The following is a 25,617-nucleotide window of genomic DNA, read 5'->3' as shown; positions in this document are numbered from 1 at the left end:
CCTGCAGGACAATTCGTCCTGCAGGCTTCTTTAAATTTTCACCTATAGTCATCCATATAATCAAGTACAGATTGACCGAGGGTTTTTGCGGCAATGAGCATTGCTTTTTCATCAATATCAAATTTAGGGTGATGGTGCGGATACGTCGTTTCCCAGTCCGGGTGTTGCGCACCTGTGAAAAAGAAAGTACCCGGGATGTTTTCAAGATAATGCGCAAAATCTTCGCCGCCCATGACCGGCTCACGCGCTTCAACAGCATGAACTTCAGGTACTTTTGCAGCAGCTGCTGCTGCGGTCTCGGTTTCTTTTTCGTGGTTAACAACCGCAGGATAACCGCGTACATATGAAACCTTGGCTTCGGCACCACTCATGCGGCATGTGTGCTCAGCTGTTTCTTGAATCGCATTTTCAATCGTTGTACGGGTTTCTTCATCAAAGCTGCGAGCTGTACCGAGTAGATAAGCTTGATCTGCAATAACATTAAAGGTGTTCTCAGCTGTAAAGTTACCAACAGAGACGACGCCGGATTTTTGCGGATCAACCATCCGACTGATGATCGACTGCAAGTTAACAACAAGCTGCGAGCCGATGAGAACAGCATCTTTTGTGAGATGCGGCATTGCACCGTGGCCGCCTTGCCCTTGAATCGTAACTTCAAACCGATCAGAAGCAGCCATAAAAGGGCCACTCTTCGTTTGTATAATGCCTGTAGGCGCAGTTGCCCATAAGTGTGTGCCAAAAATTGCATCGACACCTTCTAGGCACCCATCTTGAATCATTTCGATCGCACCACCTGGCGCATACTCTTCAGCATGCTGGTGAATAAATTTCACCGAGCCGTGCAGTTCATCTTTCATGGCATGTAATTGTTCCGCTAAAACGAGCAGTGTGGCGGTATGCCCGTCATGGCCGCAGGCATGCATTTTGCCGTCAATGGTGGACCGGTAAGAAACTTCTTTTTCATCGTGAATCGGGAGTGCATCAAAATCAGCCCGCAAAGCGATTGTAGGGCCTGGGTGGCTGCCGTGAAGGATTGCAGTAACGCCGCGGCTGCCTACATTTTCATTCACCTCAAGACCGAGTTTTTCGTGAAAGTCACGAATATAGGCCGGGGTGTGAACCTCTTCAAAGGAGAGCTCTGGGTGTTGATGAAGATAGCGGCGGATATCTACCATTTTTTGGTAGTATTCATTTAATCGTTCATTGAGTTGGGTGTGCAACTGTAGAAACTCCTTTCGATTCGTATTTTTCTCTCTTAAATGATTTGTTAATTTTACCACAATAGAATAGAGCTTGCATTTCTAAAAGAGGCAGCATAGTTTCATATTTCATTAGAAGGGTAAGTAAAATAATAATTAAGCACTTTAGCGGATATTGAAAAGGCTTGCGTACCTTATGCGGTGGGGAGGGAGATATCTTGAAATTTACTGCTGTACTGCTCTTCTTTGGCTTCTTGTTTTTGTTTCATGATACATTCAGTGTGAAACACGTACTGCAAGGTATTATTATTGTTTCGGCTGGGGTGCTGGTTTGGTTTATTCACCGCTGGTTTTCAGTTCGTTTTGGGCGCTTTCTTATCGCAGCAGTTCTCCTTCCTGTTACCGTAGTTCTACTCCCACCTCCTATATGGGGATTTATCATGTTGGTTACAGCTTTCGCTTGGGTGCTTTATGCTTTCATTCAGCATAAAACCGTTGACTTGGACGAGCATGTTTCAGCCTTGAAAGAAAACAACGGTGCATCTGCCAGCCTTGCAGGTGCAGGGGCATTAACAGGAGAAGAGGTATTCATATATGAGAAACAGGTCGCACTTGGTCATATTGTTTATGAGGTGAGCGGTGATATTTTAGGTGATGTTCATGTGAAAAACGGGGCAGGTTCTGTTTATTTAGATTTGTCCCAGGCTACATTTGCTTCAAAAGCGGCTTACATTTCAGTTGCCGGCGGCTTTGGAGGTGTGGAAGTGATCCTTCCTTCAACACTTTCATGTGAAGTCCGGGCAAAGTCAGGGTTTGGTGCATTAAATGTGCTTCAGCAGAAAGAGACAGGGTTACAGGCAAATATCGTAGCAGCATCAAAACAAAAAACTGAGCAGCCACACGGTTGTTTAAATGTAACTGTTGATCGATGGGCTGGAGATATTACAGTGCGGCGTTTAAAAGGAAATGGAGGGTGATGTCATGACGAATATCATTGCTGCAGGTGCAGGTCTTACAGGTCTTGCTGCAGCTTATACGTTGAAAGGAAAGCATCCGGATGTTTCGATAACTTTATTAGAGAAAGATGCGCGCCGATCTAAGCGTTACATGCTGCCGGAGCGCTTGCATGAGGCGTTTTTTTATTTAGATGAGCCAGTGACTTACGCTTGGATGCGTGAGGCTGAAACGAGCGTAAAAGCTTACATGAAAGCGCGCCAGCTTCCGGTACATGAAGAACCAGAATGGTACGGCGCTCGTACAGTTGAAGACTATGAAAAACTGCAGGGTTGGTTTCATAAAGCAAAAGACGCTGGTTGGCATGTGAGGTGGGTGACTGGAAAAGAAGCAGCTGAAACAGAGCCTTACGCAGCACTTCTTGCAGCTGTTGAAATTCAAGAAGCGTCCTGGATTGATCCGCAGCGATTGTATGATACGCTCTTAAGCGATGTACAGGCAGCGGGGGTTGATGTCCGGTTTGAAACACCTGTTGTACATTGGGAGCAAACCGGGGATAGTGTACACGTTGAAACCAAGCATGAAGACTTAAAGGGCGAATGGTTTTTACAGCATACAGGAATGGAAAGTTTTCAAATGATGAAATCCGGACAAGTGCACACCGATAGCAGCCCGGTTGCTTTTCAAGGAACGTATTATAAAGTGAATCCGGAAAAAGCAGACTTGCTTAACCATAGCTTAACCGCTGTTCCAGAGGATCATGAATTATTTTTGTCTGTTCAGTTCATGAAAAGTTTTGATGGGAGTTTTATCTGCGGACCTTGTGTTCTCCCTAAAAATCCAGCATACGCTCAGGCGGTTCGAGGGCCGGAGAGTAAGACAGCGCTCATACATGCAGGAAAGAAAGCAGCAGGTGCTATGTCTGTATCAATGATAACGGATCAAGAAGACCAATTTTTAAAACGTCTACGCCGCTTCCTACCTGACCTTACACGTAACGATTTAATTCCGCTTGCTCCGGTTGTTCGTACGAAAGTGATGCGTGATGATGGCTGTTTACACGAACGTCCAATGTTGGTGAATGACAGACGTGCTGTTCATGTTGCCGCTTCCGGCACAGGCTCTGCTCTTAGCGCGTTCCAGACTGGAAAAAATGTCACAGATTTGCTGCGCTTTTCTAATTAAAACATGCGCAAAAAAGCAGACGTCCAAACAGCGGAGGTCTGCTTTTTTCATGTCTTTAAATTAACGTTCAAGTTCTGGAGGGTGCATTGCTACGTTGTATGTTGTGACGTAAGAAGGGCGTGGGAAAATTGATAAGCTTAAACCTTCGCTTGTATTACGTTTTGCATGGGCATGTTTGTAGGCGCTTGATTCCTGCCAATTATGATAGGCTGTTTCATCGTTCCAAAGTGTTAAAACAATATATGTGTCGGTATGAACCGGCCGTAAAATCCGGATCGCTTTAAAACCAGGTTCTTTTTCAATAAGACCGGCCCGGTTTTTAAAACGCTCTTCAAATGTTTCTCGTCCGTCCTCAAAAACTGGAATGTTATTTAAAACCGCAAATCCTGTCTCCGGTATAGGGCCACTGGCATCAATGACTTCGTATAAGGCGCTGTCTGAAAATCCTTCAGGAGAGCTTGCTTCGGCAAATAAGCCGGATTGTTCATGATTGTTCAGCCAAAACAGTGCTGTGTTCTTACTGATTTCTGTTTCATACACATTTTTAAGCTTTTCTGTTCGGTGAAATAACATATGAAAGTACATGCTGATCTTCCTTTCATTGCAGATTTACATAATACTAATTATGATGCAGACAGAAGTAAAAAGAAAATATCCTGCTTTCTGTCGGTTGAGTTTTCACGCTGATATATTATAATGTTGCCATAAACGTGGAGCTTCCACATCATTAGGTGATATAACGATGAATAAAACGCTGTTTTACAGCTTACTTGCACTTTTAACGGCTCTTGTTGTCGCAATAGGCACATATGCCACAGTACTTGTGGCCGGAAGTTTATTATTTGATGAAGAACAACTTGAAATGAATGAAGTGACTGAAGTTGTTGATCCTTCTGGAGAAACTGTTGCTGAAATTGCAGAGGAAGAACGTAAACCTGTAGAGATCAGCGAGGTGCCGCCGCATGTCCAGGATGCATTTATTGCGGTAGAGGATGTTCGTTTTTATGAGCATCAAGGTATTGACCTGCGTGCGATCGGCCGGGCATTGTATCGAGATATTTTAGCCGGGGAACTTGCAGAAGGTGGAAGTACAATTACGCAGCAGTTGGCAAAGAATGCGTTTTTAAGTCACGACCAGACGTTTTTACGTAAAACAAAAGAAGTCTTAATTGCGATGCATATGGAGCGCAATTACAGCAAAGCTGAACTTTTAGAAATGTACATGAATCAAATTTATTTTGGCCACGGCGCACATGGTGTACAAGTGGCTTCTGAGCGTTACTTTCAAAAAGATGTCTCAGCACTGAATGAAGCTGAAGCTGCCTTGCTCGCGGCTTTACCTAAAGGTCCGAATTTGTATTCTCCTGCAAGAGACCCTGAGCGTGCTGAACAACGACGGAACCTGGCGCTCGGCTTAATGCTGCAGCACGAATTTATTGATGAAGACACATTTGAAGCTGCTGAGCGTGAGCCGGTACCTGAAAGTGTGGAAACCAACTCTACGAATGCTGCACTTCTGCCTTATTTAGATATGGTGTATGAAGAAGCGGAAGACCGCTACGGTTTAACCCGCACTGAACTTCGGACAGGGGGCTATCAAGTACAAGTTCCTATGAATACGGAGCTGCAGATTTCTTCGTATGAAAAGTTTCAAAATGACAGCTATTTCCCGGGAAATGCAGAAACGATTCAAGGGGCTTTTGTATTGATGGACCATTCGACAGGAGGTGTACAGGCTGTACAAGGCGGGCGCAACTATGAATCACAAGGGTTAAACCGGGCTCAGGTTCACCGGCAGCCAGGGTCGATCTTAAAGCCTTTAGCTGTTTATGCCCCGGCTCTTGAGACCGGAATGTATCATCCGTACAGTCAGTTAAAAGATGAGCGGCTTGAGTATGATGACTATGCGCCGCGTAATCACGATGATGTTTATGAAGGGGAAGTAACGATGCGTGAAGCTGTAGCTGTCTCAAAAAACACCTCAGCGATCTGGTTGTTAAATGAAATGGGACTAGGTTTAAGTCATGAATTTATGGACAGCTTAGGAATGCCGATTGAAGAGGCAGGTCTTGAAGCGGCACTTGGCGCCTTAAGTGAAGGCTTTACACCGGTGGAAATGGCAGAAGCATATTCAGTCTTTTCTAATCATGGAACCTTGCAGAAAACACGATTTATTGATCAGATTGAAGCAGATGGTGATCAAATAGCAGAGCTTGAGAGCGTCGGTGATCATGACACAGAACAAGTGCTTTCTACACAAAGCGCGTGGTACATGACAGAAATGATGCAGGATGTTGTACAAGAAGGTACCGGGAGTGCAGGTCAAAGCAATCACGCTTTGGCTGGAAAAACGGGAACAACCTCTTTTGGTGAAGCAGAAGGGGTAGCAATGGACGCATGGTTTGCAGGTTACACCCCGGAATATACCGGTGTACTTTGGATGGGGTTTGACCGGACATCAGAAGAAGAGCATTTAGAAGGTGGAAGTTCATACGCTGCCGAACTCTTTAAAGAAATTTTAAATGATGAACAGCCTAGCTCTGATGCTGCAGCATTTCAACCGCCGGAAGGTGCAACAGCACTCGAGCCGCCGATTGATATGGGCACGGTAAACGATTTGCAGGCAACGTTTTCTTTTCAAGGAGAAGGTTTGTTTAATGTAGATTTGACGTGGGACGAAGCTGGAGACGAACGGATGAATTATGAGTTATACGAAGTCAGCGGCGGGCAGTCAGAAAAGATTGCTACGATTGAAGGCGCCTCAGAATACCGGGTGAACGGTGTTAACTTGTTTTCTTTAAAGGAATACATGGTCGTACCAGTTAATCCGCAGACAGAAGAAGAAGGGCCGCCGTCGAACGTGGCTCGTGTGGAACTTGGCTTGTTCTAAAAAGAGGTTTGAATCCAGATTGTGGACAAAATCACAGGCTTTCGACAAAGTACTGAACCTAATATTTTAAGTACAGCTTACTGCTCACAGCTACGCCGACTCCCTTCGGTTAAGTATTGGCAAAAAACATCAATTTGCTATGCGCTTACGCTTGTGATCATTGTGTTTTCTGTTTCTGGGCAGCACCTTAGCTTCCTGATGAGAAAACCATTTATTAGGGGGACACCCCCTGCTCTTTTCAGTGGTGTCCAACAGGTGGACGAGCATCGGCGGCGACGCCTACGGGAACAGTACAACCCGAAAATCCCGCAGGCAACGATTTTCTGTGGAGGAAGTTGAGGCTGTACCCGAGGCAAGCGTCCGCCGAAAAGCGATGTCAACCCTTGTTTATTTACACGCAACGACTTTTGGATCATAGGGAGCCAAATAGTGAGATCATCCACCGCTGGTCTACAACATTATTCACTTGTCTTGATCACCTCAGTATAGCGATTTTTTGAACGTTGTTGCCTATCACTATACAAATAGGCTTATAACGAGTATCTTTGATAATGGAAATAGGTACGTAATCGTTGATACAACTTAATCGTTTTTGATGGATAGTGATCTGGTTAAAAGGAGAGGACAGAGATGGCAGAACAAAAGTTCAATGATACTTTTTTACGCGCTTGCCGGCAGGAAGAAGTGTCGCACACCCCGGTTTGGTATATGCGGCAGGCAGGGCGTTCCCAGCCGGAGTACCGGGCACTCAAAGAGAAGTATTCTTTATTTGAAATCACGCGTGACCCGGAACTTTGTGCATATGTTACCCGGCTTCCGGTTGAGCAGTATAACAACGATGCAGCAATTTTATACAAAGATATTATGACCCCGCTGCCACCGATCGGTGTTGATGTGGAAATTAAGCCGGGCGTAGGTCCGGTCATTGATAACCCAATTGAAACAATGGCGGATGTTGAGCAGCTTGGAGAGATTGATCCAGAGCGGGACGTACCATACGTATTGGATACGATTCGGCTTCTGCGGGAGCAGTTAAATGTACCGCTTATTTCCTTCAGTGGGGCACCGTTTACGCTTGCGAGTTACATGATTGAAGGTGGACCTTCAAAAAATTATCATAAGCTTAAAACGATGATGTACGGTTCCCCGGAGGTTTGGCACGCTTTGATGGATAAGTTGAGTACCCTTGTAATTACTTATGCGAAGAGTCATGTCTCAGCAGGCGCTCAGGCACTGCAAGTCTTTGACTCCTGGGTAGGCACATTAAATGTTGCAGACTACCGGACGTTTGTGAAGCCGTACATGGAACGTATTTTCAGTGAGCTTCGTGAGACTGGTGTGCCACTGATTACGTTCGGTGTTGGTGCCGGGCATTTAATTAAAGAGTGGGATGACCTTGATGTCGACGTTATCGGCCTTGACTGGCGGATGTCTGTTCCAGAAGCGAGGGCCCTTGGTGTGAAAAAGACGCTGCAAGGAAACCTTGATCCGACGATTCTTTTAGCACCGTGGGAAGTTGTAGAAAAACGTGCTAAAGAGATCCTTGCACAAGCTGAAGGTGACTCAGGGTATATTTTTAATCTAGGACACGGTGTTTTGCCGGAGGTACAACCGGAAACATTGAAAAAGCTGACAGCACTTGTGCATGAGCATACAAAATAAACCGTGGGAGGAATTCAGGATGGCAGAGAAAAAAATAGGTCTTCTAGTTATGGCTTACGGTACACCGCGCAGTATTGAAGAAGTAGAGCCTTACTATACGCATATCCGCCGCGGACGTCCGCCGGAAGAAGAAGCGTTAAACGACTTAATCAGCCGTTACGAAGCAATTGGTGGCATCTCACCACTAGCTCGCATTACAGACGAGCAGATGTATGCGTTAGAGCAGCGGTTAAATGAGCGCAGCGATGCTTATGAATTTAAAGCATATTTAGGCTTGAAACATATAGATCCATTTATTGAAGATGCGGTGCAGCAGATGAAAGAAGACGGAATTGACGAAGCGGTCAGTATCGTCCTTGCGCCGCACTTCTCTACGTTCAGTGTTAAGTCGTACAACGGGCGTGCGCAGGAAGAATCTGAACGAATTGATGGTCCGAAGATTCAAAGTGTTGAAAGCTGGTATGATGACCCGAAATTCATTCAATTCTGGGCAGAAAATGTGCGTAAAACGTTAGATGAACTTGAGAATGAAAAGAACAGTGTCGTAATCTTCTCCGCTCACAGCCTTCCGGAAAAGATTATTAATAATGGCGATCCGTATCCGGAGCAGCTTGAAGAGACGGCCCGCTTAATTTCGGAGCAGGCTGATGTACCAAACTATGCGATTGGATGGCAGAGTGAAGGTAACACGCCGGATCCTTGGATTGGGCCGGATGTGCAGGATTTAACCCGCGATTTATACGAAGAGCATGGGTATGATACGTTTATTTACTGCCCGGTTGGTTTTGTAGCTGACCATTTGGAAGTCCTTTATGATAACGATATTGAGTGTAAGGATGTAACTGATGAACTAAATGTCGGTTACCGCCGGCCGGAAATGCCAAATGCGAAACCATTTTTCATTGATGGTTTGGCTGACGTTGTGCTGCACCGTCTAACCAACGCATAAATTTGAACGTGAGGCGGGAGTGAAAGATGAAAATTGCGGTTATTGGCGGTGGAATTACAGGGTTAAGCGCCGCTTACTACATGCAAAAAGAAATATTGACCGAGCAACTCGATGCGCACGTAGAGCTCTTTGAAGCAAATGAAGAGCTTGGTGGAAAGATCCGTACGCATAAAGAGCAGGGCTATCTCATCGAACGCGGCCCGGACTCCTTTCTTGCCCGTAAACCCGGGGTGTTTAAGCTCGCAAAAGAGGTAGGTATGGATGAAGAAATCGTACCAAATGACGCGAAAGGGGCATCAATTTTAAGCAAAGGCCGGATGCATTCAATGCCGGGAGGAGCGGTGATGGGGATACCGACGAAGTTTGCACCGTTTGCAGCTTCTTCGTTATTTTCACCAGCAGCGAAAGCCAGGGCGGCGATGGATCTCATGCTGCCGCGTGGGGGGCAGACTGCTGATGAGTCGGTGGGTGGTTTCTTCCGGCGTCGTTTAGGTCATGCCGTCGTTGATCAATTAATTGAGCCGCTGTTATCCGGGATTTATGCGGGAGACATTGATCACTTGAGTCTAGAAGCGACGTTTCCCCAGTTCCGCCGCATGGAAGAAGAAGACCGTAGTCTCATCAAAGGGATGAAAAAATCACAAGCTGCTTCAAAAGAAAAGCAGGAAGGTCCATCGGCAGAGCAGGCAATGTTTCGTTCATTTAAATATGGTTTATCATCGCTTGTAGATGCGATTCATCGGCACCTTGATGAAGATGCTGTACGTCTTGGCTGTACGTTGTCGGAGATTAGCCGAGAGAGTGATGGGCTTCGTTTAACGTTTGCAGATGGAACGACAGACTGGTTTGATCGTGTGCTGCTTACGGTGCCGCATCATTTGATTCCTGAGATGATCCCGTCTTTTTCCGGTAATGAACGTTTAAGTGAAGCACCAGCTACGACAGTCGCCACAGTCGCTATGGGCTTTGATCAAACCCAGCTGGATGATATTACGCTTGAAGGTACTGGCTTTTTAGTTGCTGATAAAGCGAATTATGATATTACTGCGTGTACGTTTACCCATCGCAAGTGGTCGCATACAGCGCCGGAAGGAAAAGGATTGTTGCGGACTTACGTTGGTCGTCCGGGGCAGGAAGATATTGTTTCTGAAAGTGATGAAACGATTGTAGAGCGGGCGGTGAATGACTTGAAGCGGATTATGCCGTTAAAAGGTGAGCCGGAATTTTCAGTTGTTACCCGGTGGCGGAACTCAATGCCGCAGTATTTGGTTGGCCATAAAGATAAAGTTCAAGCAATTGAGACGCATTTAGAAGAAGAGTTTCCAGGATTGTATGTAACGGGAGCTTCTTTTGGTGGTATTGGTCTGCCGGATTGTGTTACGCAAGGAGAAAAAGCAGCCTACAACTTGTTGTCACTCGTGCAGGGGCAATCATAAAAAGGAGAAGCCATCATTTGGCTTCTCCTTTTAAACTGTTTAAACTGTCGCTTAAGCACAAAATATAACGTTCATCTACAGCTTACTATTTCGAGCCGTGAGCTGCCTTATAAAACGGAATCATGAACGTAACCTACACTTTCAGACGGACGCTTTCCCGAGGGCTTGCCTTCAGCTAACTTGTTCGAATGGTCTTCATTCGAACAAGTGGATCTTCAGCCTGCGCTTAATCCTCTGGGAGTCGCCGTCTTTTGTTTCGGTCACTTGTTAGTTAACTGATCATTAAAGATTCCCATTGTATATGGTTCGTTTTGATCGCTCATGAAGCGTCATGATGAAATTGATTCATGTAGATGCTGCTTGACCAAAGTGATCTCTACAATTCATGACCATTAAATGACGCAAGGCTGACGAGCATCGGCGACGACGCCCACGGTAACAGTACGAGCCGAAAATCCCGAGGTAGTGGTTTCCTGCCGAGGAAGTTGAGGCCGTGACGGGGGCTAAGAAGACACGGTGAGATCAAGCGTCAGCGCAGGTCAAACCCCGATGTCGCACGTGTGCCCTCCGGGTGCAGGCGTCCGCCGAAAAGCGACGTCAGCCTTCGCTCTTCTTGAAAGTTTGTCTACATGCTAAGAGGAGAAGCCATCATTTGGCTTCTCCTTTTTCTCGTTTACGATTCTTCTTCTACTTCTTCAAGCAGTTCTGTGTTTACAAACCCGTCTAGATCAGGTTCTTCATCTAGAAACTGTAAATCATAGGAAGCATCTGCCCATTCCTGCAAGGTTTCTGCATCAACATCTGCAGAAATGTTCATCCGTTCCCAAGCATTTGTGAGCACGTCATCTGAAAAACGCTGTTGAGATAACTCATAAATGTAGTCATTAACTGCTTCAAGCGTTTCTTCTTCATTTTCATCGATAAATGCAATCGATTCTTTATGTGCTGCGAGGACGGATTCAACTTTTTCAGGATGTTCATCTACAAACTCGCTAGAAGCGACTAAAACGACACTTGGCAGCGTTTCGCCAACGAAAACATCGTTCCATTCCGTCACAACATTTGCATTATACTCTTCGACTAAATAAGTGCCCCAAGGTTCCGGAGCAGCAGCAGCATCGACTTCGCCTTCTTGAAAGCGCATCGTCATCGAAGCAGGGTCAACACGGGATTGGTGTTCAACAGTTCCACCGACGCGTTCAGATTCAAGACCTAAATCCTTTAGCATAATTTCAAGTTGAACGTTATGCGTGCAGCCATTCCCAGGTGTGCAGAAAGACTTTCCATCAAAATCTTCAAGTTCTTTAATCCCTGAATCTTCTGAAGATACAATTAAGGTTGCCCCGTTTGCTGCCCCACTTAATATTTGGACATCCCCGCCTTGTAAATAGTAGTTAATGGCCGGTCCAGGCCCGACATAACCAATATCAAGCGAGCCGGTATCGAGAGCTTCAATAAAATCATTTCCGTTTGGAAAGTGAGTGTAATTGGTGGATACGCCTTCTAAGTGTTGGTCAAAAAATCCTTCTTGTTTGCCGACTAAACCAGCGGCGTGGTCCAAGTTAGGGAAATAGCCAATGTTAATATCCCCTTGGCCTTCTCCGCCTGCCGCATCATCTCCACCGCAGCCGGCTGTGAATAAAAGGACGGCTGCGCCTGCACTTGCAAGTAATTGTCTTTTCAATGTTCATCTCTCCTTTAAAAATATATTATCCTTGGCTTTCTAGCCCGTAACGGTGAAACACTCGTCGTTCAATCTTATTAAATACAAAGTACTCCATAATCAATCCGATTGTTGCAATGATAATCATAATTGAAATAACGAGCTCAAAGTTATAAAAGTCGCGCGCATCCATTAAGGTCCGGCCGAGACCTCCTGTGCCGAGAAGTTCTGCAGCCATTAATGCCCGCCACCCAAAAGCCCAGGCGAGTCGTGTTGCTGATAAAAAAGTAGGGATGCTAGCTGGGATCATAACTTTCCAAACAAGCTCTGAACCTTGATAACCCATCGTGCGTGAGGCTCTTAAGAGTAGCGGGTCAACTGATTTTATCCCCATCCGCATATTTGAGATCATTACCCATGCTCCTGCGAGCGCAACGACGGTAATGATCGGTCCAGTCCCAACAGATCCGTAAATGATAAGCATCAGCGGCAGCCATACGATACTTGGAATGCTTTGCAGCGCAATCACAAGAGAGCCGACTGTTTCATCTGCGATTTTGGAACGGGCGAGCCAGATCCCGATAGCTGTACCGACAATGACAGCTATAATGAAGCCGACGACAATCCGGTAAATGCTCTGCACGGTTGCATCGAGTAAGATTTGCGTTTCAAAAAATCCGACATACAATTGCTGCAATGTTAATAAAAATGAAGGCAATGCATCTGAACGAAACTCATAAACCGTGTTCAATTGATAGACGGCTTCCCAGAGGATCAATAAAGATGCAAAAAATATTAGTCTACGCACCGCCGTACCCATCGCCCATTTCCTCCCTCATCACTTTATGAATTTCACCTTTCAGCTGATCATTAATGCGTTCTTCTAAAGTTATAAAATCCGGATCTGAAGTTTTACGTGGACGCTCGATATTGACATCGAACACTTCCATGATCCGTCCCGGACGCGTACCCATGAGTACAATGCGGTCGGATAAAAGGATCGCTTCTCGAATGTTGTGTGTAACAAACAAGATTGTTTTTTTTGTTTCTTCCCAGATAGACTGCACCTCTTCGTGAAGCATACTGCGGGTTTGCTCATCAAGGGCACCAAAAGGTTCATCCATTAACAGTACATCAGGATTCATCGCAAGCGCGCGGGCGATCGCTACACGCTGTTTCATTCCGCCGGACAGTTCGTGAGGGAAGGCGTTCATAAACTTTCCGAGGTGTACAAGCTTTAAAAAGTGAACGGCGCGATCTTCGGCTTCTTCTTTGGAAAGCTTATGTTTTTTCAAACCGAATTTCACGTTTTCTTTCACGTTTAACCACGGCATTAAAGCAGGTTCTTGAAATACGACACCTCGGTCCGGACCAGGTTTAACGATTGCTTTATCGTCGCTTGTTACTTTGCCGGCTGTGGCCTCATCCAGTCCGGCAACGATGTTTAGCAGGGTCGATTTACCGCAACCTGAAGGCCCAAGCAGTGAAACAAATTCTCCTGAGTCAACGGACAGATTTACATCTTGAAACACTGTGAATGGGGAGTCTTCTTTCCCGCCGCTAAAAGTTTTCTCAACGTTGACAATATCTACATCAGCCATGTCTCCACCTCGACAATCTTTAAATCGATAATCCATATTAAGTTAATATGTTTTATATGATATTAATATACGCAGACTACAAAAATGTGTCAATGAATTTTTCAAAGCTTTGTAAAATTGTATTTAAAGTTGTTGAAAGAAAAAAGCAGCGTGTAGACAAAGTACAAAACCTAACACTCACGAACAACTTAATACTCCAAATCCCGCGGGTTGGTCTATTCAGAGAAAAAACCGAATCATGAACGTAACCTTCACTTTCAGACGGACGCTTTCCCGAGGGCTTGATTTCAGCCTGCACTTGGTCCTTTAGGAATCGCCGTCTTTCGTTTATGGTTCGCTTTGATCGTTCATGAAGCATCATGATGAAACTGATTCATGTAGTTATTGCTTGATCAAAAAGGTCTCTACAATTCTTGACCATGAAATTAAACAAGGCTGACAAGCATCGGCGGCGACGTCTACGCAGAATAACGAGCCGAAAAGCGACATCAGCCTCCGGTTTTCTTAAAAGTTTGTCTACACGCTGAAAGTTTTCTTTTGTCAGGTAAGGTGCTTGATCCTGCTTTTCTCGTTTGGAGTGACCTGTGGTACAATGATTAGCAGTGATGATGCCGGATGCTGGAGGAAATGACATTGGATGAAAATGATACATTGCACCTTTTACGAAATGCTCGCCATGAATGGTTGAACAAAATTCAGCTCGTGCAGGGAAAGCTTGCATTAAATAAATCAGAAGAGGCAAAACAACATTTAGATGAACTTGTCGACATCTGGCGGAATGAAGGTAAATTAACAAATTTAAATCTGCCGAAGACAGCATTTTATCTATTAACGTATAATTGGTATGCGCCTGCAGTGAAACTTCACGTGGAAGTTGCAGGCGCCGCTTATGACTGCTTCTCAGCAGATGAAGTACTTGCTGCCCGATTGAGTGAAGTTATGCAGGTTGCAGAGCGTCAAAGTGAACAAGCATCAAGTACTGGTCACGCTGACGTACGATTGCAAACGGAACCTGAATTTTTTGTAGAAGTTAGAGCTGCCTTTGTACCGGGAAATCTTACAGTATTAGAAAGTGAGCTTACTGCATGTGAACAGCAAGGTACGATACAAAGCTGGGACGCAGATGAAAGCGGCATGCACGTCACGATGAATGTAAAGCTGGGGTGAAAGAACATGTTTGTAGATCATGTGAAAGTTTATACGAAAGCAGGCGACGGAGGGCACGGGATTGTGGCTTTCCGGCGTGAAAAGTTTGTACCTGAAGGCGGTCCTGCCGGCGGCGACGGTGGACGCGGTGCTAGTGTCATTTTTGAAGTTGATGAGGGTTTGCGTACATTAATGGATTTTCGCTATCAAAAACATTATAAAGCGCCACGTGGTGAAAACGGCCGCTCTAAAGGTCAGCACGGAAAGAATGCAGAAGATATGGTTGTACAGGTACCACCAGGGACAACGGTGCGTGATGCCGCGACAAACCAAGTCATTGCAGATTTAACCGAGCATAAACAGCGGGCGGTCATTGTTAAAGGCGGCCGTGGCGGTCGTGGAAACACACGGTTTGCTTCATCTGCCAACCCTGCGCCGGAGCACGCTGAAAACGGAGAGCCAGGAGATGAGCGTGAGATCACCCTTGAGTTAAAAGTATTAGCTGATGCCGGGCTCGTCGGTTTTCCGAGTGTCGGTAAATCGACGCTTTTATCTGTTGCTTCTTCAGCGAAGCCGAAAATTGCAGATTACCACTTTACCACGCTTCAGCCGAACTTAGGTGTTGTATCTCCATCAGATGGGAACAGCTTTGTGATGGCTGATTTACCGGGACTGCTCCAAGGGGCTCATGAAGGTGTAGGTTTAGGGTATCAATTTTTAAGGCATATCGAACGGACGCGCGTTATTATTCATGTCATTGATATGTCAGGTCTTGAAGGACGCGATCCATTTGAAGATTACGAAACGATTAACGAAGAGCTTGAAGCCTACAACCTTCGTCTATTAGAGCGCCCACAAGTTATTGTAGCTAATAAAATGGATATGCCTGATAGCGAAGCGCACCTTGAATTGTTTCAAGAGCAGCTTGAAGAAGATATTCCGATTTATCCAGTTTCAGCATTGACAAAAGATGGCTTAGAACCCTTGTTCCGCGATGTTGCAGCATTAATTGATGAAACCCCGGAATTTCCTATGTACGAAGAAGAGGAAGAAACGCAGGTTGTGTACCGTTATACACCGGAAGAATCGCCGTTTTACATTACGCGCGATGATGATGGGGCCTTTGTGATCCGTGGTGATGAAATTGAGCGGATGTATCAAATGACGGATATGAGTCGTGAAGAATCGGTACGCCGCTTGACGCAGAAGATGCGTCATATGGGTGTAGATGAGGCGTTGCGTGAAAAAGGTGCAGAAGACGGGGATACGGTTCGGTTATCAGATTTTGAATTTGAGTTTGTAGAATAAAACCCTTAGGTTGTAAAAGGGGGAAATGAAGTTGGCAGACCGGATTGACCACTTTTATTTAGTACGTCAGGATATGTTGACAGATGCGATGCAGAAAACCCTTGATGCAAAAGAGCTGCTTGAGACTGGCAGAGCCACGAAAGTTGCAGAAGCAGTTGAGTCAGTTGATTTAAGCAGAAGTGCATTTTATAAATACCGCGATGCGATTTTTCCCTTTCATGCGATGATTAAAGAGCAGATTATAACGCTTTCGATTCATTTGCGCGATCAGTCGGGCACATTGTCTAAGCTGCTTGGTATTGTAGCTGAAACTGAGGCAAATGTGCTAACGATCAATCAAACGATTCCATTGCAGGGACGGGCCAATATAACATTGACGATTGATACCGGTTCTATTACTGTAGAAGTGCGTGAACTCGTAAAAGACATTAAGGAAATGGACGCTGTTGACAGAGTTGAGGTTATAGGCTCAGGCTCTTAGCCTAGAACTTGCAGCAAAAAAGAAAGGACGATGCTACGTGGCAACGGTTGGTTATTTAGGCCCTCAAGGTACATTTACGGAACTAGCAGTTGATGCGTTGTTTTCCGAGGTTGAAAAGCAGCCATTTACAACAATTCATGAAAGTATGGATGCAGTTGCTTCAGAAGAAGTAGATGTTGCACTAGTTCCGCTTGAAAATGCAATTGAGGGATCTGTGAACATGACGCTCGACCATTTAATTCATAAACGTGATTTGCCGATTGCAGGTGAAATCATCGTGCCAATTGAACAGCACCTGCTTGTTCACCCTGATCAAGCGGAAAGGCTTGCGGAATTAGAAACGGTCTATTCGCATCCACATGCGATCGCACAGTGTCATGATTTTTTCCGAGAAGAACTGCCGGAGGCAACGCTCGCATCGGTAGATTCAACAGGTGCAGCCGCGGCAAAAGTCGCAGAGAACCCGGATGAACCGATCGGAGCGGTCGCTAACGAACTTGCGGCGAAACAGTACGGACTTGTCCAGGTAAAAACGCAGATTCATGATTATGAGAAGAATCATACCCGCTTCGTTGTGCTGGCACGAAAAAATCACCCAGAAACACTCCCGGCATATCAAGCGCCGAAAACAGGCGTGAAAACCACGTTGATGATTTCACTTCCAACGGACTATTCCGGTGCATTGCATCAAGTATTATCTGCTTTCTCTTGGCGCCGTTTGAACTTGTCCAAAATTGAGTCACGTCCGATGAAAACCGGGCTAGGGAATTACTTTTTCATCATTGATGTTAATCATGGGATGGATGAAGTGCTTATGCCTGGCGTCGTCGCAGAGTTAGAAGCTCTCAACTGCAGCGTCCGCATTTTAGGAAGTTACTCCTGCCACGCCCTTCCATCTCGTACCGAGACAGAAGATGAAAAACACGCAGAAAAAACCGTACCTGAATCATAGGTACGGTTTTTCAGCACGAAGACAAGCTTTTAAGATCAGCTATGGCTGACTTCACATTTCGGCGGACACTTGCACCCATAGGGCACAAGTGCGACATCGGCTTGATCTGCGCTAGCGCTTGAAGTCACCGTGTCTTCTTAGCCTCTTATACCTCCTCAACCTCCTTGGCAGGCAACTGCTTCCTGGGGGATTTTCGTCTCGCGCTGTTCCTGGTGGCGTCGCCGCCGATGCTCGTCAGCCTTGTTTAATTTCATGGTCAAGAATTGTAGAGACCTTTTTGATCAAGTAATAGCTACATGAATCAATTTCATCATGACGCTTCATGAGCGGTCAAAACGAACCATATACAATGGGAATACGTAATGATCCGTTAACTAACAAGTGACCGAAACGAAAGACGGCGACTCCCAGAGGATCAAGCGCAGGCTGAAGATCCACTTTTTCGAATGAAGACCATTCGAAAAAAGTTAGCTGAAGCCAAGCCCTCGGGAAAGCGTCCGTCTGGCGTGAAGGTTACGTTCATGATTCGGTTTTATCCTCTTAATACGCCAGCCCCCGGAGCTCGTAGCAATAAGCTGTCCGTGAATGTTAGTTTTGTACTTTGTCGACAGTCTGCAACCGTACCTAAATCTTAGGTACGGTTGTTTTCGTTATGGAGATGTTAAGCTCGCTTCGCTTGGTGTGTGTCGCAATAGAAATCGAGGTCGGTTTGTTATAAAAGAAAACCTTTGGCTTGTAAGGCTTGTTCAATCTCATCAAGCTGTTCTTCTGAATCAGCAGTTACAGTGTGTAAATGCACCCCATCTGTCAGTTGTGATAAAAGCGGCGCTTTCGTTGCTTTTAAGCGGCTAATAAATTTTTGTACATCCTGCAGCGTATGCAGCTGCAACGCAGCAGTTAAATCACCATAAAGTTGATGTTCAATGACGACATTCACAATAGACCCTCCGTGTTCAACAATGAGGGCAAGTTCATCTTCAGTAACATCAGGGCTGCTTTCGTGCCGGCAGGCAAAGACGCGTTCCGTGCGGCTGTGTCCTTCTTCATGCATGAAAATGTATCCTTGAGAGGTGGCAATGATGGGGTGATTGTGTGCTTTTAAAATTGATATATCTTGTACAATGATCTGCCGGCTCACATTTGTTTTATCGGCAAGTTCCCCGCCAGTCACAGCTTCAGCAGAAGACTGCAAAAGCCGCAAAATGAAGTTGCGGCGTTCGTTGCCTTTCATTTTATCTTGAAATTGCTTTTCTGCCATTGATTTATACTCCTCTTTCATATTTATAACCTAACTGGAATGCCAGCTGACTGCTTAAACTCAGCATAGATCTCAGATAGAGCTGTAAGCGTGTCAGCTACTTCCTTTTTTGTCGTGCTTTTTCCGAAGGAAAGCCTGACGAGTGCGAAAGCTTCGGCATCAGTTCGACCGGCAGCTTTCAAAGCTGGTGAAGGCTCACCACTGCCTGTTGTGCAGGCACTGCCTGTAGCTGCGGCGATGCCTCTTCGATTTAATTCTAACATGATCCATTGTCCTTCAATAGTTTCCATCTGAAAAACAGCAAAATGAGGTAGTCGTTCAGGAAGCGGAGGGTGAAAAGGTATAATGCCAAGCGATTCACGCCCGGTTTGTAAAAACGTTGTCGTTAGTCCAGCAAGGCGCTCAGCTTCAGCCGCTTGATTACTCACAGCTTCTTCGGCTGCAGCCGCAAAGCTTAAAGCACCTGCTGTGTCCACCGTTCCGGGGCGTAGCCCATTTTCGTGCGTGACGCCGGGAAGGGTATGAACCTTTGTTTTTGAATCAATCCAGCATGCACCGGTTCCAACAGGTCCGTGTACTTTATGGGCGGATACGGCGATTGAAGTTACACCACTTTCAGCAAGTAATGGAAGTGGTATTTTTCCAAATGTCTGCACGCAGTCACTGTGAAAGGGAATGTCCTTTGCTGCAGAAATGCAGGCAAGTTCAGCGAGTGGCTGGATTGTGCCAAAATCAGCACTGGCATGACCGATGACACAAAGACATGTTTGTTCGTTGAGCACGTTTTCAAGGGTTTCTGGCAAGATGCGTCCATAAAAATCAACAGGGAGCCATTGAATCGTGAATCCTTCCGTTTCGAGCATGCGTAAGGCTGTATAAACGGAAGGATGTTCTAGCGGGCTTGCAGCGATTACGTTTTTTGCACCTCGATTTGCTCGCGCAGTGGCAAGGATCGGCAGGATGTTCGCCTCTGAACCGCTCCCTGTAAAATGCACACTTTCCGAATCGACGTGCAACAGTCTGGCGATGCTGCGGCGTGCTGAATTTAATGCATAAGCAGTTTTACCTCCTGCGTCATGAAGGCTGCTCGGATTGGCGAAAAACGTTTCAGCAGCTTCGTTGTATACCTTGAGCGCTGTCTTTGACATCGGTGTCGTTGCTGCATAATCAAGATAAATCATGGCTTCGCTCCTGACGTAAAAGTTATTGCTTTTAGTTTAATTTTGTGTAACGATGGGTGTCAAGACATGTGTAAAGTAAAGTGTAAAGTTAAAGGGGCGGTCATGATGAAAGCGAAGTGGACCGACTGCATCATCATCGGGGCCGGTTTAGCCGGTCTGGCAGCAGCACATCAATTGTCAACGCATATGGAGGTAACACTTATAAGTAAGACACACATCGGTAAGGGAAATTCTGTGCTCGCTCAAGGCGGGATTGCCGCAGCCCTTCATAAAGAGGATTATGCGAAACAGCATGCTGCGGATACGCTAAATGCCGGAGGATACCACCATAACCAAAAGCGGGTAGAAGATATGACTGCAAGTAGCGGGGCAGTGATTCGCTGGCTTGAACAGCTCGGAGTTTCGTTTACAAAGTTTCCAGACGGCACATTTTGCTTAAGCAAAGAAGGAGCGCATCAATACCCGCGCATTGCCCATACCTCAAAAGATGGGACAGGATCTTCAATTATGCAGGTCCTAACAGCCAACCTTCCTGAAACTGTGATATGTAAAGAAGGCGAAACGGCATTTCAAATTCATACACAGGGGCGTCACTGTACAGGGGTGAGCACAGTGAGTACATATGGCGAAGTTCATACGTATAGCGCCTCTGCAGTCGTACTTGCAACCGGTGGGTCCGGACAGCTTTATACGTGGACGTCAAATTCAGATGAAGCAACCGGTGAAGGGTATATGCTGGCTTATGATGCCGGGGCTGAATTGTGCGATTTAGAGTTTGTGCAGTTTCACCCAACAATTGCTTCTGGCGCAGGATGCAAAGGGATGCTTTTAACTGAAGCGCTGCGGGGAGACGGGGCACAGCTGGTTGACGGTGAAGGTGAGCTGTTAATTTCGCCATTAATGGGTGGAAGTCTTGCTGGACGTGATGTTACTGCGCGGGCGGTAGAAGTGGCAGATCAACAAGGAAAGTCTCCGGCGCTTGATATAAGTGAAGTTAAGGATCTAGTAGGACGTTATCCAAACATCTATAAAAAATTGACCAAAGACGGGGCGGCGTTGAAACAAACACCGATCCCTGTTCGTGCCGGTGCGCATTACATGATGGGTGGCGTTGTGGTTGATGAGGCGATGGAGACATCAGTAGCTGGTTTATTTGCCATTGGAGAAACCGCCTATACTGGTGTTCACGGAGCCAACCGTTTAGCGAGTAATTCACTCCTTGAAGCAGTCGCATTTATTCCAACGCTTGTTACCCGAGTATGTGAAGTTGTGAACAATGACAAGTCAAAACAAGCAGCTATTCAAACGTATGACCTTCCAATGGATTCGCCATTATCTGCAACAGTTATTGGTCGTTTTATGCAATGTTATGCAGGACCGCTCCGGAGCCGGCAAAAATTAGAGCTTTTGTCAACGCGTCTTACAGCGCCTAGCGAAGAGCGGAAAAAAGTTCGACCAGCGCGTAAAGAGATAGAAGCTGCATTTCAATATCGTTTAGCACGCTTAATGTGTGAGTCGATGCAGGCACGTAAATCTTCGTTAGGTGCACATGCGCTGCAAGGTGATGTTGAAGATCGAGACAACAGTTACTGGCTTGTGCACACTCGGGGTGAAAAGTTGACGGCTGAACACAAGCCCCCGATCGCAAGGAGGTTAGCCAATGAATATGTTTAAAGTTGAAAATGATTTGCGTCGATTTTTCCTTGAAGATTTAGGCGATGATCCGTGCAGAGATATGTACAATGATAACGAACAAACCGGGGGGTGGATTGCAAAAGAAGATGGAGTGTTTGCCGGAGCTGGATTACTTGAGAGAGGGGTTAAGCTGCTCGATGCAAACGCAGATGTAATGCTGCACGTTAAGGATGGAGAGTGTTTCGCCGCTGGTGACGAACTAGCACGAGTTACAGCAAGAAGTGAATCTCTTCTGCAGCAGGAGCGGGTTATTTTAAATTTAATACAGCGAATGTCCGGAATTGCAACTCATACCCAAAAGGCGGTGAAAGAGCTCTCACCAAACGGACCGGAAGTTGTCGATACGAGAAAAACAACACCGGGACTGCGGATGTATGAAAAATACGCAGTACGCTGCGGAGGTGGGAAGAATCACCGAAGGGATTTAAGCGATTTAATCATGCTGAAAGAAAACGATATTCAAGCCGCCGGATCGCTAACCCAAGCTGTCGCAGCCGCAAAAGCATATGCAGGTTTAAGCCAGAAGGTTGAAGTTGAGGCTTCTACGTTAGAAGAAGTTCAAGAAGCAGCCAATACAAAAGCAGACATTGTGATGTTTGATAATATGACGCCTGAACAAGTTCATAAAGCGTGCAAACTCGTGAAGCCGTTTCAGCAAACCGAAGTTTCCGGCGGAATCACGCTTGAAAATCTTCATATGTATCGAACGTGTCCGGTTGATTTTATATCGCTCGGTGCGTTAACGCATAGCAGCAGGGCGCTTGATATTAGTTTTTATATTATGAAAGGAGCAAAAGTATGAGTGTACTTGATGTATTTCAGGAAGCTTCGTCCATACCAGAAATGTATCGGACGATGAGCGATGATGAGTTAAAAGAGCGTGTCGCTAAAGTAAAAGCTTCTTTAGGGGAACGTTTGTATATGCCGGGGCATCATTATCAAAAGAATGAAGTCATTCAATTTACAGATGAACGCGGAGATTCGCTTCAGCTTGCCAGGCAGGCAGCAGATCAAACCGAGGCGGCGTATATCGTGTTTTGCGGTGTTCATTTTATGGCTGAAACAGCAGATATTTTAACGACGGAAAAACAGCGGGTGTTTCTTCCGGACCATCGTGCCGGCTGCTCAATGGCCGATATGGCTGATTTAAAGCAGACTGAACGCGCGTGGGAGAAGCTGTCTCAATGGTTTGGTCCTACGGTGCTCCCGTTAACTTACGTAAATTCCACGGCTGCCATTAAAGCGTTTTGCGGGAAGCGGGGCGGCGCGACACTAACTTCATCAAATGCTGGACGAATGCTTGAGTGGGCGTTTGAACAAAAAGAGCGGATTTTATTTCTTCCGGATCAGCATTTAGGCCGAAACACTGCCTATGAATTAGGCATCGGTCTTGATGAAATGGCTGTTTGGGATCCAATGAAAGAAGAGCTGGTGCACGAACGTCCGCTTGAAGATATACGTATCATCTTATGGAAAGGTCACTGCAGTGTACATGAGAAGTTTACAACTGAACAAATTAAAAATGTGCGAAGCGATGAACGAGACCGGCGTATTATTGTTCATCCTGAGTGTACATGGGACGTTGTACAACAGGCGGATGAATCCGGATCTACGAAAAAAATTATTGATACCATTCAAGCCGCGCCAGCAAATAGCAAATGGGCGGTCGGTACAGAAATGAACTTAGTAAACCGGCTTGCAGAAGAGCATCCTCACCTTAGTATTCATTCTTTAAATCCGGCGATGTGCCCCTGCTTAACAATGAACCGAATTGACCTTGCGCATTTGGCGTGGTGTTTAGACCATATTGCTGCTGGCACCCCTGAGCCGCAGCATGAAATTCAAGTTCCAAAGCAGGTACAGACCGAGGCGTTGCAAGCACTTGAGCGGATGCTTGCACAGGCATAACGATAAGCAATACGCATAAGCCCGTCACAGCCCTCATATTCTGTAATGATCGTGATGCAGAAGGGGGAGCTGATTGTGAAAATTCATATTGTCCAGAAAGGCGATACCCTCTGGAAGCTGGCGCAAACGTACGGTGTGAACTTTGAAGAATTAAAAGCCGCAAACGCTCACTTAGCCGATCCTGATATGATTATGCCCGGCATGAAAATCAAAATTCCGGGAAAAGAAGTTCCGGCTAAAAAAGAAGCACCTGTTCAGCCGCCGCAGCCAAAAGAGGAAAAGAAGCCGCATGTTCCGAAAAAAGAGCAACCTGTACCGAAAAAAGAACAGCCTGTGCCAAAAAAAGAAGCTCCGGTAGAGCCGAAGCCACCAAAGATGGAAATGCCGCCGGTTCACATGCCGTCTATGCCTGTGTATGCACCGACATATCATCAGAAAAAACAAACTGCGCAACAACAGCAGCTTAACGTTCATTTCCATCAGCCGGCAGCACCAAAGCCAAAGCCAAAGCCGAAAGAAGAGCTTGAAGCAAAACCAAAACCGAAGCCAAAGCCGGCGCCTAAACCAAAAGCAAAACCAAAACCAAAACCAAAACCAAAACCAAAGCCGAAGCCGAAGCCAGTTCCGCGGCCGCCAAAAATGATGCCAATGCAGCAATGTGTCCCGGTCACGCCAATTATGCCTGGCTGCGCCCCATGTGCACCTGCCGGACAGTTTCCGCCATCGACGGCACCGCCATGGATGTATCATGGAGGGGATATGCCTTGTGGGCCCAACCAGCCGTCACAAATGATGTCTGGCCCGATGCCATATGAGCCGAATCATATGAACGCAAATTATATGAATACAAATGGTCCTAACCAGGGCAATTACACACAGCAGATGCCTCAATCAGGCTGGGAGCCCATGCCGCCTTTTGGTTATCAGTGGCAGGACCAATCGCCGCGGAACGAGTATGAGGACGACGGGGATAAACCAATGCAGTAAATATGGAAATCATCCCTCATAATAACAGATTAAAAACCGCCTCCTTTCTACACCATAAGGGATGAAAGGAGGCGAATTCATGAAAAAATTCTTTTTGACGACAACTGCCGCTGCTGTCATGTGCACAGGTCTTGCCGCTTGTGGAGACATGGGCGGTGACGGCACAGCAACAAGAAATATGAATGACATGAACTACGGTACTGCCCAGCATGAAAAAGCACGTAATGCTGATCAAGGTGAAGGCCCGGTTACAGATATGTTTACTGTAGACGACCGACAAGATCGTATGCCGCGCGGGGGTGATGTTGCCCGCGATGTAACCCCGGGTGAAGAAGGAGCGCGCTCCCCGTTTGTCAATGAACAGCGTGGGGCCTCTGATAAGGATCGTACTATGAATTACAACCGTCAAGGCGGCGGTCAAACGTATGCACCAGAAGGTATGACAGGTGACCGGCCAAATATGGTTAATGATCAAGGCACATTAAATGGTAACGATTCTGATGATCCAGAAGGTATGAATGGCCAAGATGACCGCAAAGCGGCAGATAACATTCGTAAGTATACAGAAAAGCTTGAACATGTCACTGATGCCCGAGTTATTGTAAATGATGATGATGTGTTAATCGGTGTACAAACCGATGGCGATGAGTCAGAAAACCTTGAGCGTAAGGTGAAAAAAGAGGCTGAACAAGTCTACAATGAGGATAAAAACGTTCATGTTGTTACCGATGAGAGCTCTTATAACGAGTTGGAGCGGATGGATGATGAACTCCGCTCTGGTGCTGCCTTTGAAGAAATCGGCTCAACGTTTAATGAGATGCTTGATGACCTCGGTGACGCTGCTCAACGCCCATTTGAACAAACCAGCTGACAAAATGAGCGCTGTCCATTGCGGGCAGCGCTTTTTATCGCAAAAAAAGACCGGAGTAGCCGCCTTGAGCATGAGCTTGTTCCTCGTGCTATAATACATACGTTATCATTGTTCAAGGGGGCCGAATCATGCTGGGAAAGTTAAAGCAGAAATTGACACGTTCGAAGTGTTATTATTGCAAACAGCATGCGCCACCAATGACCCCGTATATGACAGCAAGCCGTGAAAGTGTGCACGTTTGTTTTAAATGTGTGCCATATGCTGAGCGGCGCGGGCTGTTAAAACCATAAC

Annotated in this window: 23 protein-coding genes; 16 read left to right on the top strand and 7 right to left on the bottom strand. The window is 46.1% G+C overall.

The window, feature by feature from the left end:
• Positions 1-38: 38 nt before the first annotated feature.
• A complete protein-coding gene (locus B0H94_RS08255; protein ID WP_106588794.1) occupies positions 39-1,220 on the bottom strand; it encodes a M20 metallopeptidase family protein in 1,182 nt (393 codons plus the stop codon).
• Positions 1,221-1,417: 197 nt separating this feature from the next.
• Here B0H94_RS08255 and liaF point away from each other — a divergent pair, with 197 nt between their 5' ends.
• Together liaF and B0H94_RS08245 are read left to right on the top strand one after the other, a co-directional pair.
• Positions 1,418-2,176: a cell wall-active antibiotics response protein LiaF gene (liaF, locus tag B0H94_RS08250; RefSeq protein ID WP_106588793.1), complete on the top strand. Its 759-nt coding sequence runs from the start codon at positions 1,418-1,420 to the stop codon at positions 2,174-2,176.
• 4 nt (positions 2,177-2,180) lie between these two features.
• Complete coding sequence (locus B0H94_RS08245; RefSeq protein ID WP_181315323.1) at positions 2,181-3,338, top strand: FAD-dependent oxidoreductase; 1,158 nt, start codon at positions 2,181-2,183, stop codon at positions 3,336-3,338.
• A gap of 60 nt (positions 3,339-3,398) precedes the next feature.
• On the opposite strand, the gene B0H94_RS08240 is transcribed toward B0H94_RS08245, so the two are convergent.
• Positions 3,399-3,923 carry an antibiotic biosynthesis monooxygenase family protein gene (locus B0H94_RS08240; RefSeq protein ID WP_181315322.1) on the bottom strand — a complete coding sequence of 175 codons (525 nt, stop codon included), beginning with the start codon at positions 3,921-3,923 and terminating at the stop codon, positions 3,399-3,401.
• A 157-nt stretch (positions 3,924-4,080) separates the two neighbouring features.
• Here B0H94_RS08240 and B0H94_RS08235 point away from each other — a divergent pair, with 157 nt between their 5' ends.
• From B0H94_RS08235 to hemY, 4 genes are all read left to right on the top strand, one after another.
• Positions 4,081-6,228 (top strand): transglycosylase domain-containing protein, encoded by a 2,148-nt coding sequence (locus tag B0H94_RS08235; RefSeq protein ID WP_106588791.1) that lies wholly within the window; start codon positions 4,081-4,083, stop codon positions 6,226-6,228.
• A gap of 630 nt (positions 6,229-6,858) precedes the next feature.
• A complete protein-coding gene (gene hemE, locus B0H94_RS08230) occupies positions 6,859-7,890 on the top strand; it encodes a uroporphyrinogen decarboxylase (protein ID WP_106588790.1) in 1,032 nt (343 codons plus the stop codon).
• A 19-nt stretch (positions 7,891-7,909) separates the two neighbouring features.
• On the top strand, positions 7,910-8,839 hold the full coding sequence (gene hemH, locus B0H94_RS08225; RefSeq protein ID WP_106588789.1) for a ferrochelatase: 930 nt from the start codon (positions 7,910-7,912) through the stop codon (positions 8,837-8,839).
• 26 nt (positions 8,840-8,865) lie between these two features.
• Positions 8,866-10,275 (top strand): protoporphyrinogen oxidase, encoded by a 1,410-nt coding sequence (hemY, locus tag B0H94_RS08220; protein WP_106588788.1) that lies wholly within the window; start codon positions 8,866-8,868, stop codon positions 10,273-10,275.
• A 673-nt stretch (positions 10,276-10,948) separates the two neighbouring features.
• Here hemY and B0H94_RS08215 read toward each other — a convergent pair.
• The 3 genes from B0H94_RS08215 to B0H94_RS08205 are packed head-to-tail and all read right to left on the bottom strand — an operon-like array spanning position 10,949 to position 13,539.
• Positions 10,949-11,959 (bottom strand): aliphatic sulfonate ABC transporter substrate-binding protein, encoded by a 1,011-nt coding sequence (locus tag B0H94_RS08215; RefSeq protein WP_106588787.1) that lies wholly within the window; start codon positions 11,957-11,959, stop codon positions 10,949-10,951.
• A gap of 25 nt (positions 11,960-11,984) precedes the next feature.
• Positions 11,985-12,758: an ABC transporter permease gene (locus tag B0H94_RS08210; protein ID WP_106588786.1), complete on the bottom strand. Its 774-nt coding sequence runs from the start codon at positions 12,756-12,758 to the stop codon at positions 11,985-11,987.
• Positions 12,739-13,539, bottom strand: a complete 801-nt coding sequence (locus B0H94_RS08205) for an ABC transporter ATP-binding protein (RefSeq protein WP_106588785.1) — start codon at positions 13,537-13,539, stop codon at positions 12,739-12,741. Before B0H94_RS08205 ends, B0H94_RS08210 begins: the two co-directional genes overlap by 20 nt.
• Positions 13,540-14,172: 633 nt before the next feature.
• On the opposite strand from B0H94_RS08205, the gene B0H94_RS08200 reads away from it, so the two are divergent.
• The 4 genes from B0H94_RS08200 to pheA all read left to right on the top strand — a co-directional run bounded on the left by B0H94_RS08200 (position 14,173) and on the right by pheA (position 17,426).
• Positions 14,173-14,706 (top strand): Spo0B domain-containing protein, encoded by a 534-nt coding sequence (locus B0H94_RS08200; protein WP_181315321.1) that lies wholly within the window; start codon positions 14,173-14,175, stop codon positions 14,704-14,706.
• Positions 14,707-14,712: 6 nt separating this feature from the next.
• On the top strand, positions 14,713-15,993 hold the full coding sequence (gene obgE, locus B0H94_RS08195; protein WP_106588783.1) for a GTPase ObgE: 1,281 nt from the start codon (positions 14,713-14,715) through the stop codon (positions 15,991-15,993).
• 73 nt (positions 15,994-16,066) lie between these two features.
• Complete coding sequence (locus tag B0H94_RS08190) at positions 16,067-16,474, top strand: ACT domain-containing protein (RefSeq protein ID WP_427909942.1); 408 nt, start codon at positions 16,067-16,069, stop codon at positions 16,472-16,474.
• Between the two features lie 37 nt (positions 16,475-16,511).
• On the top strand, positions 16,512-17,426 hold the full coding sequence (gene pheA, locus B0H94_RS08185; RefSeq protein WP_106588781.1) for a prephenate dehydratase: 915 nt from the start codon (positions 16,512-16,514) through the stop codon (positions 17,424-17,426).
• A gap of 712 nt (positions 17,427-18,138) precedes the next feature.
• Here the strand turns inward: pheA and B0H94_RS08180 are convergent.
• Entirely contained in the window at positions 18,139-18,684 is a 546-nt protein-coding gene (locus B0H94_RS08180) for a transcription repressor NadR (protein WP_106588780.1), read from the bottom strand.
• A 23-nt stretch (positions 18,685-18,707) separates the two neighbouring features.
• Positions 18,708-19,865: an IscS subfamily cysteine desulfurase gene (locus B0H94_RS08175; protein WP_106588779.1), complete on the bottom strand. Its 1,158-nt coding sequence runs from the start codon at positions 19,863-19,865 to the stop codon at positions 18,708-18,710.
• A gap of 105 nt (positions 19,866-19,970) precedes the next feature.
• Between B0H94_RS08175 and B0H94_RS08170 the strand changes: the two genes are divergently transcribed.
• From B0H94_RS08170 to B0H94_RS15165, 6 genes are all read left to right on the top strand, one after another.
• Positions 19,971-21,539: an L-aspartate oxidase gene (locus B0H94_RS08170; protein WP_181315320.1), complete on the top strand. Its 1,569-nt coding sequence runs from the start codon at positions 19,971-19,973 to the stop codon at positions 21,537-21,539.
• Entirely contained in the window at positions 21,526-22,362 is an 837-nt protein-coding gene (gene nadC / locus B0H94_RS08165; RefSeq protein ID WP_106588777.1) for a carboxylating nicotinate-nucleotide diphosphorylase, read from the top strand. Before B0H94_RS08170 ends, nadC begins: the two co-directional genes overlap by 14 nt.
• Positions 22,359-23,468, top strand: a complete 1,110-nt coding sequence (gene nadA / locus B0H94_RS08160; protein WP_106588776.1) for a quinolinate synthase NadA — start codon at positions 22,359-22,361, stop codon at positions 23,466-23,468. Before nadC ends, nadA begins: the two co-directional genes overlap by 4 nt.
• A 75-nt stretch (positions 23,469-23,543) precedes the next feature.
• Complete coding sequence (gene safA, locus B0H94_RS15420) at positions 23,544-24,455, top strand: SafA/ExsA family spore coat assembly protein (protein WP_282432537.1); 912 nt, start codon at positions 23,544-23,546, stop codon at positions 24,453-24,455.
• Between the two features lie 79 nt (positions 24,456-24,534).
• Complete coding sequence (locus tag B0H94_RS08150) at positions 24,535-25,326, top strand: YhcN/YlaJ family sporulation lipoprotein (RefSeq protein WP_181315319.1); 792 nt, start codon at positions 24,535-24,537, stop codon at positions 25,324-25,326.
• Between the two features lie 128 nt (positions 25,327-25,454).
• Entirely contained in the window at positions 25,455-25,616 is a 162-nt protein-coding gene (locus B0H94_RS15165; RefSeq protein WP_181315318.1) for a hypothetical protein, read from the top strand.
• Position 25,617 lies beyond the last annotated feature (1 nt).

The sequence above is a fragment of the Salsuginibacillus halophilus genome (assembly GCF_003014715.1).
Taxonomy (GTDB): domain Bacteria; phylum Bacillota; class Bacilli; order Bacillales; family Marinococcaceae; genus Salsuginibacillus; species Salsuginibacillus halophilus.
The sequence above is the reverse complement of the archived record's forward strand: the minus strand, read 5'-3'. Positions and strand labels throughout refer to the sequence as shown.